Below are 13,551 nucleotides of genomic sequence, written 5' to 3'. Positions count from 1 at the left end.
TGATAACAAATACACTCCCTCCATGGCTTCAAAAAGTGACGACCCTGCTGTTGTGGGGACTGACGTTCTATCTTGCAGGACTAGCCTCCCTGAAATTTGACGATCCGGATTCATCAATTGCCCTCATGTGGTTCCCCGCCGGCGTTGCCGTAGCCGCCTTCCTGAGTGCCCGATGGCGTGATTATCCCGCCCTGCTCGTCCTTTTTACGCTGACTACCGTCTTGCTGGATGCGCAATGGCATTCCCCCGAAGGCCTTGCGCTGTCCGTGGGCTACGCGTTTTTGTCCATGCCGGCCAGCGTCATTATTGCGTGGATTGTACGCCGCTTTGCACGCCTGAATGATGACCTGCACGTCATCCTGCTCTGGATAGTGGCCACGCTGATTATCAGCGCACTGGATGCGTTGGTGGTGGGCGGAGGGTATGCACTGCTGCACGGCCAGCCTCTTCTGAGCACCGTCTGGCGCGGATTTATTGCTGATGTGACCGGCATCGTCTTTGCGACCACCATTGTCATGGGGTTTATCAATAAACGCGGCCCCCGTCTCGCAACGCACCGCATGGCGCGAATATCGGGTCTGGCGCTCTGGCTGATGCTCTGCGCGATCACCGCATTTATCTTTGGCCTGCCCCCATCCGGGTTAACGGCAGACACTGCCGCGCTCTATTTCGGCCTGGCCTGCCTGCCCGTTGCTCTTGTGATGATACTCGCCATGCTCTGGGGCAACCGTGGCGGCTCAGTTGCCTTACTGACGCTGGGCGGCATCGTGATTTATCATACTGACCGGCATCAGGGGCCATTCTTTATTCACGCGTTTGGATCCGCCGAGTCCTTGTTGCTTGCTCTCAGCTATCTGTCTGCCACCGCGCTGTTGGTGGTGTTTATTCGGGTCATTAGGCGCTCGACCAGCAGCTTTGATCCGGATACCGGCCGGCTCGCCGGTCAGGGAGTTTTCTATCGTCTCGATCCGACGTCGGGTGCGCTGCATTGGGATGGCGAGCTTTCGACATTGCTCGGCCCCGTCGAACCAGAACTATGGAAGCGCGCAGAACAGGTGCTGCAGCGCGTTCATCCCCAGGACAGGGACCCGCTGTACGCCCACTGGTTTGCATCGCCTCGAGCCAAACGCGTGCCGCTGCTTTTTCGCATTCAGGTGCCCGAGGGTGAATGGGTGACCCTGGTCGATAGCGGGGGTATCCATATCACACAAAACGAAGAAGACGCGATCGTGGGTAACTGGCAGGCAAGCCATTATCATCTGGCGCTCTGAATGAAAATGCTGTCGCTAATGTAGGAGGCTTTTGGCTGTGATCCAGATTATCCTGTTGTTGTTTGGCGCCGATTTTGTTCGCAGCAAGGCCAAATACCTGATGCTAAGCGGTATTTTCTGGTTCATGCTCGGCGCAGCCATTTTTGTTGATGGTCTGGATGGAGTGACTTACTTCCCAGTGCGCTTTTTTGGTTTCCTGTTGCTGCTGGAAAGCCTGGTGACGTTGAGCATCGCCTCCAGCGGCGTTGGGGCACAAAAGGCCGTCCTCTATTTTAAAGGCGGCTTGTTTTGCTTTGTTGCCCTGCTCATCCTTGCCAATAAACCCTACAGCAACCTGCTTCTCGCTCTCATTTTCGGCTTTGCCTACTTTGTACTCGGCCTGTTTGTAATAGCGTCGGCCTGGATAGTCCGATTCCCGCGCTGGAAAAATGCGCTCGTGGCGGGCATGGCTCAGCTCCTGTTTGCCGTATTTATGTTCAGCCCTTATCCGACGCATTACCAGGCCACTGTATCGATATTTCTTGGCACCCTGATGGTATTAAGCGGTATCAACACGGTACGCCTGGCACGCAGAGTGAGTAACGTACATGAAGGGGGGGAGATTTTTACACTGCTGGCGCCGTCCCAGAGGCTCCACGGCCTGAAGGCCAATCATCGTCAGCAACAGCAAGATGACGACATCATCGCACCAGGCGGCTTCGTCGAGCCGCTGACGGTTCACGTCTGGACACCGGAAGCCACGGTCAATACCGCACCGGTCCCTCGCCCCGTCATCAACCGTTATATTGCGGCAGTAGACACAAAGGGGGTTATCTCTACCGGCCATGCCGCGCTGGAAATACCGCCCAGCATATATATCAGCCTTTACCCCGCGGCAGATATCGATCGCTCACCGTCCGAGTTTCTCAATGTTCTCAAGGCAACCCAGGATAACGATGTGCCGGGGATGTTCCAGCCTGACTATGCCACTGAAGCGGCCAACTGGTGCGAGTCGGACCGAAAAATACGTTTTCATCAGTACAACGGCAAGGCTGTATGGCGCTATTGGCAGACCTATCGGCTTACCACCACTTATAACCTGACCTATCGCAACTGCTCCAGCAGTGTGGCCTATGCCCTGGAAGCCTCACTGGATGGTGTTCTTTCAGCGCGGAGCAAAAGCTGGCTGACAACATTACGCACGCTGGTCATGCCGGAGCTTTGGATAGCCGCGCAGGTCCGTAAACGCGCCCTGTCAATGGCCTGGACACCCGGTCTGGTCATGGATTATGCCCGCGCACTGCGAAGCGTTGTTGACTCACTGCCTGCTCCCTGGTACCAACGTGCCTTTCGCCGCTGGCGAAACAATTCGAAAGCCAAGGGATGACCGTAAACCTGATTTTAACCGCATTTACCCACCTGGCTTCGGTCAGTCTTGTACGGAGGCAGTTTTATATAAAACTGCCCTCAGGGAAACAGCGGCCTGACACAAAAATCGGCAATAACTTTTTCATTTTTAGCCCACTCAGATAATAGCGAAAAAGCCGCGATTAATCCCATTAACTCAAAGAGCATTATCAATAATAAAATACACACCATGAATATCATTTAATGACACTTTAATTTTTTCGTAATTCAACTCATGCTCCGCATTAATCACGACATTATTATGCCTTACGTTTCATATTCATTGATGTTTTATTGTTATTGTCGACAGTGCTAGCAAACGTTGTTTTATGGATAATCAATAAACACAGGAGAAAGAAATGGTTTACAAAAAAAGCATGATAGTAGCCGCAGGAGTGCTGGTCACCTTATTCTCCCTGCCATCGCATGCCACCTCATCCCAATACCTTTGCTCTGGTAATCACCGCACTGCTGGCAGTGCAAGTGATGCCGACTCGGGTTACTGGGATGGCGTTTTCACGGCCAGCAGCGCTCAGGAAGCCGCAGCCCAGGCCAAACGGAAAATTCAGTCGCAGAATCCGGGTGATACTGTGGCTGTTTTTGATTGCCGTCGTATTTAACCCATGCGTGATGTTTCACCAGACGTGCAGATGAGTCCTTAATCGTTTGTCGTATGTTTAATCAATGCAGGGCTGAAATACAGCTCTGCATCTTTATTTTAATCCCGGCTACCTCTACGACTCATCGATGCCATCTTACAGCCAAGTTTGACAAAGGATGTTTCGTCTCTTTTCCTGCCCTTATCTTTCCGGTTTTACAATAAAAACGTCATCCCATTAGGGATAAACCTATTGCACTGCATTGTTAACGGCATCCATTGTCCTGAACAAGCCGCGGGGCTGTTTTCTGCGGGCATGAATTGGGATGAAAAAACCGGCCGGAGCCGGTTTGGAAAACATGGTTGTTATGTGTCGACGTTTTGGGCTACAGAATGATAATACCCTGGTGTTGTTGCGTATTATATTCATCGTCACTATAGGCCGCAGAGCAACTGACCGTCCAATGGGTTTGGTAGATCGATAACCCTGTATTGATCGGCATAGCCGATCGTCATCAGCGCACGGCTACGCCTCGCACTTCGGTAACCAGTCCATGTCACAATCGTCGCTCAGCCGCAGGTTGGTCTGGATACCCAGTTTGGTACGGCGTTTGAGCAACGTATGCTCGTACTCTTTCAGCGTTTGCGGCACCGCCAGGCCGAAGGCCGTCAGGTTCATGACATGCTGATAGCCGCGTGCCGCCATAAACGACAGGTAGGCGTGATACAGGTAGCGGCGCGGATTGGCCGGAGTGATGTTGGCATTGCCGATCATCATGCCTTCCGGCGCACCCAATACCGTCAGGTAGCCACAAAAATCAACCAGCGGGTCGGCCTGGCGCTTGATGGTCAGCGCTTCGTCCGAGCTTTGCTGCGCCTGAAGTAGTGTGCGGGCGTCATTCGGGTTGGCAAATCGCTGCATCAGGTGGCGCACGATGACGGCCAGTTCCTGGGTGATTTTGTCCAGCAACTGCGGGTCGCGCTCGGCCAGCGGTATCGCGTCCGGGAAGGTGATAATCACCCGCCGACGGGATACTCCACCGCTGCGGTCGCTGAACTGCATCGGGTTGTTATTGACCGCCAGTATCACCGCCGGGATGTAGGCGGCGTAGGCGTCGCGGTATTTGGGGTCGATGGCGACCGCATCGCCGCCGGTGATGGCCTTGATGCCTGCTCCGTCGCCGCTCCACTTCTCCTGGTCAGGCAGGATAATCAGCGAGTAGCCGACCACGCTGGCCCGCTCGCGCGCCGACTCCAGGTTATCGATGGTGGCCGAGGTGGTGTTGTCGGCTCCAGCCAGCAGCCGGGCGATGGCCGCCATCACGCTCTTGCCGCTGCCGCCCGGGCCGGTCACTTCAAGGAACAGCTGCCAGTCGTAGCGGTTGGCCAGCACCATAAAGAGCGCCGCGAGGATGCGCTCTTGCTTGTCGTGGTTGCCCCCGGCGGCCCGCGCCAGCCACTGCCAGAAGTGCGGCGCATGGTCGGCCAGGTTCTCCCCGGCACGCGGTGGCGTGTAGTCCACGCTGTTGACGGTGCGCAACCAGTGTTCCTGGCGGTGGGCGCTAAACTGCCCGCTGACGGTATCAAACACCCCGTTACGAAAACCAATCAACCGGCGGGCCGGGTCGCCCATCTGCGGCACCATCAGCTTAAGGGTGTCCAGGATGCTGTTGATACCGGCGGCGGAGAACGGTGCTCGTACCTTCTGGAACAACGCAGCAATCTCCCGGCTCAGCTGCCGGTGCGGCAGCACCTGCCAGGCGCCGCGCGTATAGCGGCACAGCTCTTCCCCCACCGGCGGCACCGCCAGGGTGTTGCCGTAGTGCTCGGCCAACAGCTCGGCTTTCTCGCTGGCGCTCATGGCTTTGAGGTCAGCATCGCTCAGCGTGTCGAACGGGCTCGGCTGCGGCGGCTGGCTGAGCGCCTGGAGTTGCGTACGTGTGGCCTCAGCGCCCTGCTGACAGTAAACGTCGTTCCAGTCGCCTTCCGTGGGCGGCAGTGCCGGGATACCGCCGGTGAGTGTGGCCGCCTCGGCGGCGCGGGTCTGCCCGGTGCCGCTGCGGTCATTATCAGCCGCCAGCAGCAGCCGTGCATCCGGGTAGTGGCTGCGCAGCTGCTGCGCCACGGCCGCCAGGTTGTTGGCGCTGAGTGCCACGCACACCGTTTCACCGGTCAGGCGGTGCACGGTGAGGCCGGTGGCGTAGCCTTCAGTGAGCCAGATAACCGCGTTGTCCGGCCCACTGAGGATGTGGCAGGCGGCTTTCACCTGCCCGCCTGCCAGCATGCGCTTGTCACCGGCGGCGTTAATCAACTGCATGTTGACCACCTCGCCTCCGGCGTTATGCAGCGGAAGCAAGAGGTCGCCGGGCTGGAAGGTGATACCACCGACGCGCAGCGGCTGGCCGTGCAGGGTCAGGGTTGCTGCCTCCGGCCAGCCTTTGGCGCTCAGATAGGCGTTGCCGGTCTGGGACTGCGCGGCAGCCAGCAGAGCCTGTGCCTGTCGCGCGGCCTTGCGCTGGGCCTCGGCCTTGTCTTGCCCGCCGTCCTTCTGTGAGGCATGGCGGGCCTCAGCGGCCGGAGGCAAGGCGCTGGCGTTATTCCCCATCACGGCGGCCACCTGTTCGGCGGCGGCCTTTGCTGACAGCGACAGTGCCTTTTCCACCAGGTTGAGGCCGTCACCGGCCCCGCACTGATTGCAGAACCAGGTGCCGCGCCCGTCCTGGTTGTCGAAACGGAAGCGGTCTTTGCCGCCGCAGGTTGGACACGGCTGCGGCTTGCCGTTCGGCTGCAAGGCGATGCCGAGGGCCGGGAGTATCACCGGCCACTGGCCGGTGGCGGTGCGTACGGTCTGGGAAACGAAGTGGGCGCTCATCCTTTCTCTCCTCAGTGTACGGTCGCGTTCTGTGCCGCCGACAGGCGCTCGCAGCACAGCTCGTCCATCATCTTTTGCCCCAGCGCGGTCAGGCGCGGTGCGGCCACCAGAACGTCTGGCTGCACCATGTCGCTCAGCATGGTGCACGCCATGTCCATGCCGTCCTCTGCGCCATACTGACGCACAAAATGCCCCTCCAGGCGCAGGGCAATCGTCATCTGCAGCTCGTCCAGCGTGTACCCGAGGCTCACCCGGTAAAAGGCGCAGGTATCCAGATAGGCCTGCGCCACGGCGCGGCGGAAAACGGCGGTACGGACTTCAATCGGTAAATAGGATGAGGTGTTCATGCGGCGGTGGCCTCCATGCGGGCAAGGATTTGGGATTCACAGGTGTTGACGACGTGGCCGAGCTGGTCGGTCAGCAAGGCAATGACCGAGGCAAACGATGCCTGTTGCGTGGCATCGGGGCGCTGCCCGCCGAGGTCGAGGGTGTCCAGCAGGTCGAGGAACAGCACGCCGGTGGCGTGCGCATGCTGGAGACGCAGAAAATCGGCGTGCGGGATAGGGTAATGGGTGTCGCGGTAATAGCGGTCGGCCAGGGTGTTCATGCCGCCACCTTAACCGGCAGACGACCGGCAAAGGACAACACATAATCACGGGCCAGCACGCGGCGGGCGTTGCGTTCGCTATCCGCCACGGTGCGCACCATAAGTGGCGAAGCGGTCAGCGCAGACCGGCGCACGGCCGCAAACAAAAAGCAGAATGTAGGGTGAGTCGGGGTGAGGGTCGTAGCCATGGTGGCAGCCTCCAATAAGTATTGGTTATTGCTACCACCGAAGTTCTCACGCAAGGGTGGTAGCCCAGACGGGGGTGAGAAACCGGCCTTATTGGAAACCGGCCAGCCCGAAGGCTGCCCCGCCTGAGCCACCATTGATTGACTGCTGCGATAGCATAACATCCACCGCGCAAAAAATGAGCGCACTAAGGCCACGACATAAAAAAACACGCCTGGCGCGTGTTGTGTCGCCAATAAGTAACTCGGGTTCTCACGCCCGGCTGCCGATTGTGCGGCAGCGGGAGGACTATAGCGCAGGGCCGGACGTGGGGGCAAGCCGTAAGACGCCCCCGGACGTTCAATCGATCGCATAGTGATCAACAGTCGGTCAATTGGTCGTTGCGGGTATCGGCCGCCGCGCAGGTCAGCGGCACCGGCCCGGCACGGAACAGGCGCGGCTCGGCCTGGCGACTCGCCAGACGAATAACGCCGTGTTTTTCACTGCGGTGCTCCGGCAAGACGACGCCAGGCTCTTTACGCTGCAACAGAATAGCTTCCGCCACAAACAGCGCGTCGCGCTCATCAAGGGTGAAATGCTGGCGACCAAAGGTTAGCTGCATCATGCGGCGGCTCCCTGGTGACGGTTAGCGATACGTTCGTCCATCCACTGCTCGACCTCGGAGGCCAGCCAGGCGACGTTTTTACCGCCGAGGGAGACCTGAGCCGGGAACTGCTTGCGGCTCATCATCTCGTACACGGTGGAGCGGGACAGGCCGGTGGTGTAGAGCACTTCCGGCAGGCGGATAAAGCGCTCGCGCGGGGTGTAACCACCAGGAAGCACCGGCAACAGAGTGGATGGGGCGGGGGTGGAAACGGTCAACATAAAAACGCTACCTCTTGGTGTCCGGCCAACGCTGGCCGGGACTGTGTGAACTTCGGTAGCGCCCTATTATGTGAATATTTATCGGGGTGGCAACAAGACGTTGTTGGGTGGCCCATTAAGAAATGATCATAAAAACAACAAATTATAATAGCTCAGCAATCCTCACTACTCCTCACCCTTCCTCAACATTACCCCATAGTTTTCAACAATGAATTCATTGCTAATAAATAGGTATAAACAGACTAACCACCGCTAGCCAGGGAAAAGGTCGTTTTGGGCCGGGTGAACAGTGGTGAACACCGGGTGAAGAGTTTGTAAAAAACTGTTCACCCACTTATTTACTGATTTATCTATACTTTTTATTTAGGTGAACAGTAGTGAATAGTTTTAGGTAAAACTAAAAACGGCTTGATGGTTTTCTCATCAGTGCTCAAGGCTGTTGTCCTGGGGACAGTCCAACCGGGATGAATGGCGATGTTGTACGGCGGTCAGCAGAATAGCCTCACATTGACTGACACCGGAGACACGATCATGAGCACCACAGCCTTACCGAAATACATCACCGATAAACTGCAAGCCCTGCGTGACGCTCGCGCCGCCCACGACAAAAACTACCAGGCGTTGACCGACGTCGTAACCGGCATTGCCCGCTGCCACCAACAGAAGAAAGACACCGAAGTGCAGAGCCAGGAGGCAGAAAGCCAGTGGCGCACCCTGTTTCGCAAACTGCGCGGAGAAATGACGCCGGAACTGCAAGCGCAGCACCACAGTCGGATTTCCAAGCGGGAGCTGGCGAAAGAGTTCGACGGACTGATTGAGGAGATGGAGCTGGACAAAATGCAGCTTCACCTCAACTGCGGCGGCACAGCCCCGAAGGTGGTGGCCGCACACAAAGACGCCCTCACGACCTTTGCTGCTCATGCGATGCATCAGGCAGTAGATGCGCTGAGCAAAGCGCTTATCAGCCCTGACGTTATCAAGGCGTGCGCATTGGCTTCACGGGCTTACGGCGTCTATGCGGACAATCCGATGAGGATGATTGAGCTACAGGTACAGGGCGCACTACAAGGCCGCATTCGCGCTACCATGGCTACGCAAAATATCGACCACCCGGTGCTGAATGAGATTGGCCTGACGATACCGCAAGAAACCGGCGTATTGCCGGAACTGCAAAGCAGCCCAATTCGCCGGACGCAAGTGGCAAGAGAACTGGCGGAAAAACGTCAACGCTTGCAGCAGAAAGGGGCCAAATCATGATGCGCTGCCCGCTGTGCACCCATGCGTCCTATACTCGCACCAGTCGCTATATCACGGAACGGACAAAAGAGGCGTATTACCAATGTCAGAGCCTGACCTGTTCTTGCACATTCAAGACGGTGGAAAGCGTCGATAAAATCCTGTGCCAGCCGATACAGGCGCAACCGGTCGATGAGAACACCTTGCCACCACCGGAGAAACGGACGTTGAACCGCTATCGCCGCTACAACAGCAATCATCCCCTGCACTAATCACACTCCGCCCCGCCGCTCTTGACAGCATCGCGGGGCATTCTCCTTCCGCCTCGCCCAAAACAGCCTTTTTCCTGGCTAGCCAGCCTCAAATTACGCGTGCATGCATAGGGTGCATGATTTTGCATGCAAGAAAATGCACTTTTCATCCCCTGCCGCACCAGTACTGGCGCGGCCTGCGGCCGTTCATGCAACTGCATGAAAAGCGACACATGAAGTGCGCAGGCGAGGCGGGGGAAGTATTGCGCGCCATCGACTTATGAAATATTAAAATGAAGAATTTTTTCCTCCTCAGCTGAAATTGTACGCTGATATAGAAAGTTACGTTGCGTATGCTCAATAGAAACAAAAGCAGTATTATAAAATGATCGCAATATGAAATTAGTAAAACTAACCGGACAAAGTGGAGCCGATAAAGGGATACGACAATTCTTGTATTGTCCTAACGTCAAATGAGATGCTGGATGTTCAATATTTACTGCATCACCAGGAACGTAATCAAATCTCAGAGGTACGGGCAAAATATTCTTACTAATAACCTCAGAATAAAAATGACTTTCATCTAAAAATAGTTCAGGATCATTCTGAAAACATTCAAAGTGAGGAGCAGGAAAATAAACCAAAGTATGTTTATCAAGTTCTCCCCGCCCTACGAAACGATATTTATAATGAATCAACCCACCATCCAGCATCTTAATGGAAAATTGATTATTACCATCTAAATAATCGTACATTTCTTTGTATGGCACATCCCTAAGCGCCTTTGAAACATCATTATACCCCTTATAGACTACATTAACATGATTCCCTTTATTCTCTACACGTGAGAAGTTCTGAGAGTCAGCGAATCCAGCCGTCATTAAATGACGAGTAATTTTATTGATTGCTTCACAAGTATCTTCAGGTGTCATTTCATCTACCCATCAATTTTCTAATGAGTTGTTCTCTAACATCAAGAGGTATGTCTTCAATATTAACAGTGCCATTATCAAGTAATGCATTCAAGTTCGCAGCGGAACGTTTAGCCTCGTTAACACGCCTGCGCTCCGCCGAAGTCATATCTCGGTTGACAACACGCATTGTTTCTCTTTCCGCAGCGGTAGGATATACAAAATCCAATCGAAAGCCATTTTGTTTAACAGCCTCAAACTCATTTTTCAAATCTTGAAAAAGTTGCCCTACCCCACAAACTCTCAACCAAGCTTTAGTACGAGTCATGGCCGTGAACAATATATTTCTTCGCCACGCCTTACGGTTACTCAAATTACAGAACTGGCTGTCCATTATATACACCATGGCAGCCTCATTACCTTTAGCCCGGAATATTGAAGTAAAAGTTACACTATCATCCGAGAAAAATTCATCAGGTGAACTAGTGACACCTGCAATGGATGAATTAATTCCAGCATCAAAAAGCATGCCTCGGACATAGCCGACTTCAGAACGCATTTTTGCAGTATCGGGATGTATAACCAAAATATCACTTAAGAGAAGCTCTTCCTCTTTAATATTTTTAATTATCTGTTGAGCAATCCATTCCGATTGAGTTTTTTTATTCTCGAAACTTACGAAATTGATAATCTCGTCGATACTGTTGTGCCCACTTAATAAAGATGGGCTTGATTTTTGTGTTCTGCTAAGTACTACCCTTGATCCCTCTGCTAACTTACCATCAAGAACCTCATACCCAATCTCCTCCCAGAGTCCCTCATAATCAAACATTTGAATCATTGGATTATGATAAATTCCAAAGCCTAATGCATGAGCTGAAGACAATATGACGCCAGGATTTCTATAACAAATATCCAAAGTTACATCCTGTTCTTTTGACTGGAATGTAACGATTGGCTTGCCGTTTTCATCCGCACCCCAGATATCTTCTGGAGAAGGCATTGACCTATCACTTAAACTTTGCAACTCATCGTAGGCATAAACAAGTCTTTTATTTTCATCAAGTAAAGAATAACAAATCTGAAGAAACTCAGATGAAAAATCTTGTGCTTCATCAACTAAGATAAAATCATATAATTTAATATCTTTAGTTTTATTTTCTAAAAAATCTCGGCAAACTGCTTGGAAAGATTCCTCATCAGGTTTTCTGATAGATTTCGAGCCAGTTAAATCATGATAAGGGATGTTATGAGCCAAACATGCTTCATAATATAGACCTTTGGTCGAAGTCCCTCCCCAAGCATGAATAATATCAATCTTCTTCCAATCAATTCCATCTTCATCAGAAAAAGCTTCTATAAGATTTTTAAATTGTTCTTTCAAAGATCTACTATTAAATGTAACAGCAATCTTCCAATCAGGTTTTTGCGAGTGAATATGTGCAACTTTTCTCGCTAAAACTATAGTTTTCCCAGAACCCGCAAGCCCCCTAATTCTCTGAACACCATCAATATTTTCTAGAACAGCTCTTAACTGACATGGATCAAGAACAGAAAGCATATTGTCAAGTTTCTTTAAAACACTTCCTTTTGACTCATCATTTTCCACAGAGAATCTTTTTTTAGTCGCTTTGAGCTTTGACAAAGACTGAATGTTAGATAGAAGTGCACTTAAACATTCTGGATATTTCCACTGAACGTCCACAAATGAATTTGTTACATCATCTACTCTAGAAGTGAATTGTATATCCTCACCAGAAAGCCCTTCAGTATTCTGCACATTAGGGCAAAAAACGATAGTATTAATTGGAACATGAAGTTTCCGATTGTTCCTCAGTGATTTCACCTCGGCCAATTTACTTTTGAACTTCATATGTATTTGATCTAAAGAATCCAAATAATCATCGTTTAACTGAGTTTCTTCTGTAACATGACAGATAACCACACCCAGTTCAGGAGAACAGAGTAATCCGTTGAGTTTTAGGTTGCTGTCAGAGAGATAAACAACAGGAAACCCTCTGAAATACTGACCAGAAACATCAGGTTTTGCAGCCAATGCAGCCTCAAACATTCTGACAAGGGCAATATTCCCAGACTCTATACCAAAAAATTCAATCATACTTTTTCCTTTTCAAAATTTAACACTATATCCGTGTATGATTGCATCATATCTTTCCTTTGAGAAAGATAAATTGCATGATTATAAGTTCCCCTGATATGGTTCTTATCAATATGAGCTAGTTGCGCTTCAATCCAAGAACTATCAAAGTTTAGGTCATGAAGTATAGTCGACATAGTATGTCTAAAGCCATGTCCAGTCACTCTTCCTCCATATCCAACTCGCTGTATAAGACGATTGATGCTACCTTCACTCATGGTTTTGTTAGGGTTGTTCCTTCCAGGGAAGGCAAAACGGTAGTTCCCAGTCATCACATGGAGCTCTTTCAGTAAATTTAGCGCCTGTCTTGATAAAGGCACAATATGTGGCCTCCGCATTTTCATCCTTTCTGCAGGAATTTCCCAAATAGCGTTATCTAGATCAAATTCCGACCATAATGCAGCACGCAGTTCAATGGTTCTTACCCCCGTAATCATCAGTAATTTAGTAGCAATCTGGACAACCCGACTCCCTGTGTAACTGTCTAAAGCACGCAGAAAATCAGGTATCTCCTCAGCTTTTAAGAACGGGAAGTGATTAGATTTATGTACTTCTAGGGCGCTTGAGAGATCTGCGGCGGGATTAAACTCAGCTCTCCCCGTAGCAATGGCATAGCGAAAAACTTCCGAGCAGCGCTGTCGCACTTTGCGCATTTTCTCTAAAGCACCACGATTCTCAATTTTACGCAGCACATTCAGCAGCTCTAAGGGTTTAATTTCGCCTACTGGTCTCGCCCCCATGTAAGGGAAAATATCGTTCTGAAACGCTTCGATGATATCTGAGGCATATCCCGACGACCATTTAGTAGACTTAAGCTGATGCCATTCTCTGGCTATCTTTTCGAAGGCGTTTTCAGACTCAATTTGCAAAGCAAGTTTTTGTTGTTTGCGAACCTCACTGGGGTTTTTTCCCTCCGCGACCAGTTTGCGGGCATCGTCACGACGGGCTCGAGCATCAGCAAGTGTGATCGTTGGGTACACGCCAAGCGAGATCATTTTGGGTTTACCGGCATAACGATAGCGGAACCGCCAGCTCTTGCTTCCATTAGGTTCTATAAGCAATGACAGCCCTTGCCCATCTCCAAGTGTATAGGTTTTAGCTTCAGGCTTAGCGCGGCGAATCTGCATATCGTTTAAAGGCATGTGTATAGGAATCCAAGACCGAACAGGAACATATACGCAATCCTATACATATTAGATACCGGATTCCAC

14 protein-coding genes are annotated in these 13,551 nt (G+C 52.0%); 5 read left to right on the top strand and 9 right to left on the bottom strand.

Going from position 1 to position 13,551, the window contains the following annotated elements; genetic code table 11:
- Positions 1-35: 35 nt before the first annotated feature.
- The 3 genes from ACJ8QI_RS00340 (at position 36) to ACJ8QI_RS00330 (ending at position 3,277) form a co-directional block, all read left to right on the top strand.
- Positions 36-1,271: an MASE1 domain-containing protein gene (locus tag ACJ8QI_RS00340; protein ID WP_442531929.1), complete on the top strand. Its 1,236-nt coding sequence runs from the start codon at positions 36-38 to the stop codon at positions 1,269-1,271.
- 37 nt (positions 1,272-1,308) lie between these two features.
- Positions 1,309-2,637 carry an MFS transporter gene (locus ACJ8QI_RS00335; RefSeq protein WP_442531928.1) on the top strand — a complete coding sequence of 443 codons (1,329 nt, stop codon included), beginning with the start codon at positions 1,309-1,311 and terminating at the stop codon, positions 2,635-2,637.
- A 379-nt stretch (positions 2,638-3,016) separates the two neighbouring features.
- Positions 3,017-3,277 carry a hypothetical protein gene (locus ACJ8QI_RS00330; protein ID WP_240290251.1) on the top strand — a complete coding sequence of 87 codons (261 nt, stop codon included), beginning with the start codon at positions 3,017-3,019 and terminating at the stop codon, positions 3,275-3,277.
- Positions 3,278-3,781: 504 nt separating this feature from the next.
- Here the strand turns inward: ACJ8QI_RS00330 and ACJ8QI_RS00325 are convergent.
- The 6 genes from ACJ8QI_RS00325 to ACJ8QI_RS00300 are packed head-to-tail and all read right to left on the bottom strand — an operon-like array spanning position 3,782 to position 7,784.
- The gene (locus ACJ8QI_RS00325; RefSeq protein ID WP_442531927.1) at positions 3,782-6,127 is read right to left on the bottom strand and encodes a primase-helicase zinc-binding domain-containing protein; all 2,346 of its coding nucleotides are present in this window, start codon (positions 6,125-6,127) and stop codon (positions 3,782-3,784) included.
- An 11-nt stretch (positions 6,128-6,138) separates the two neighbouring features.
- Positions 6,139-6,474, bottom strand: a complete 336-nt coding sequence (locus ACJ8QI_RS00320) for a DUF5375 family protein (RefSeq protein WP_442531926.1) — start codon at positions 6,472-6,474, stop codon at positions 6,139-6,141.
- The gene (locus ACJ8QI_RS00315) at positions 6,471-6,734 is read right to left on the bottom strand and encodes a hypothetical protein (protein ID WP_043146645.1); all 264 of its coding nucleotides are present in this window, start codon (positions 6,732-6,734) and stop codon (positions 6,471-6,473) included. The genes ACJ8QI_RS00320 and ACJ8QI_RS00315 overlap by 4 nt, the downstream gene beginning before the upstream one ends.
- On the bottom strand, positions 6,731-7,273 hold the full coding sequence (locus tag ACJ8QI_RS00310; protein ID WP_135637801.1) for a host cell division inhibitor Icd-like protein: 543 nt from the start codon (positions 7,271-7,273) through the stop codon (positions 6,731-6,733). The genes ACJ8QI_RS00315 and ACJ8QI_RS00310 overlap by 4 nt, the downstream gene beginning before the upstream one ends.
- A 5-nt stretch (positions 7,274-7,278) precedes the next feature.
- Entirely contained in the window at positions 7,279-7,524 is a 246-nt protein-coding gene (locus tag ACJ8QI_RS00305; protein ID WP_033638862.1) for a hypothetical protein, read from the bottom strand.
- Positions 7,521-7,784: a helix-turn-helix transcriptional regulator gene (locus tag ACJ8QI_RS00300; RefSeq protein ID WP_305179280.1), complete on the bottom strand. Its 264-nt coding sequence runs from the start codon at positions 7,782-7,784 to the stop codon at positions 7,521-7,523. The genes ACJ8QI_RS00305 and ACJ8QI_RS00300 overlap by 4 nt, the downstream gene beginning before the upstream one ends.
- Positions 7,785-8,315: 531 nt before the next feature.
- Here ACJ8QI_RS00300 and ACJ8QI_RS00295 point away from each other — a divergent pair.
- Both ACJ8QI_RS00295 and ACJ8QI_RS00290 read left to right on the top strand, forming a co-directional pair.
- Positions 8,316-9,041, top strand: coding sequence for an NAD-dependent aldehyde dehydrogenase (locus ACJ8QI_RS00295; RefSeq protein WP_305179281.1), 726 nt, complete (start codon positions 8,316-8,318; stop codon positions 9,039-9,041).
- A complete protein-coding gene (locus ACJ8QI_RS00290) occupies positions 9,038-9,292 on the top strand; it encodes an ogr/Delta-like zinc finger family protein (RefSeq protein WP_016929806.1) in 255 nt (84 codons plus the stop codon). Before ACJ8QI_RS00295 ends, ACJ8QI_RS00290 begins: the two co-directional genes overlap by 4 nt.
- 257 nt (positions 9,293-9,549) lie before the next feature.
- On the opposite strand, the gene ACJ8QI_RS00285 is transcribed toward ACJ8QI_RS00290, so the two are convergent.
- The 3 genes from ACJ8QI_RS00285 to ACJ8QI_RS00275 are packed head-to-tail and all read right to left on the bottom strand — an operon-like array spanning position 9,550 to position 13,482.
- Positions 9,550-10,203: a DUF2290 domain-containing protein gene (locus tag ACJ8QI_RS00285; protein ID WP_305179282.1), complete on the bottom strand. Its 654-nt coding sequence runs from the start codon at positions 10,201-10,203 to the stop codon at positions 9,550-9,552.
- A gap of 1 nt (position 10,204) precedes the next feature.
- The gene (locus ACJ8QI_RS00280; RefSeq protein ID WP_442531925.1) at positions 10,205-12,301 is read right to left on the bottom strand and encodes a DEAD/DEAH box helicase; all 2,097 of its coding nucleotides are present in this window, start codon (positions 12,299-12,301) and stop codon (positions 10,205-10,207) included.
- Entirely contained in the window at positions 12,298-13,482 is a 1,185-nt protein-coding gene (locus ACJ8QI_RS00275) for a tyrosine-type recombinase/integrase (protein ID WP_305179284.1), read from the bottom strand. The genes ACJ8QI_RS00280 and ACJ8QI_RS00275 overlap by 4 nt, the downstream gene beginning before the upstream one ends.
- Positions 13,483-13,551: the final 69 nt, after the last annotated feature.

The organism is Serratia sp. CY84636, from assembly GCF_052166245.1.
Lineage (GTDB): Bacteria > Pseudomonadota > Gammaproteobacteria > Enterobacterales > Enterobacteriaceae > Serratia > Serratia nevei.
This window is presented reverse-complemented; position numbering and strand designations above follow the sequence as displayed.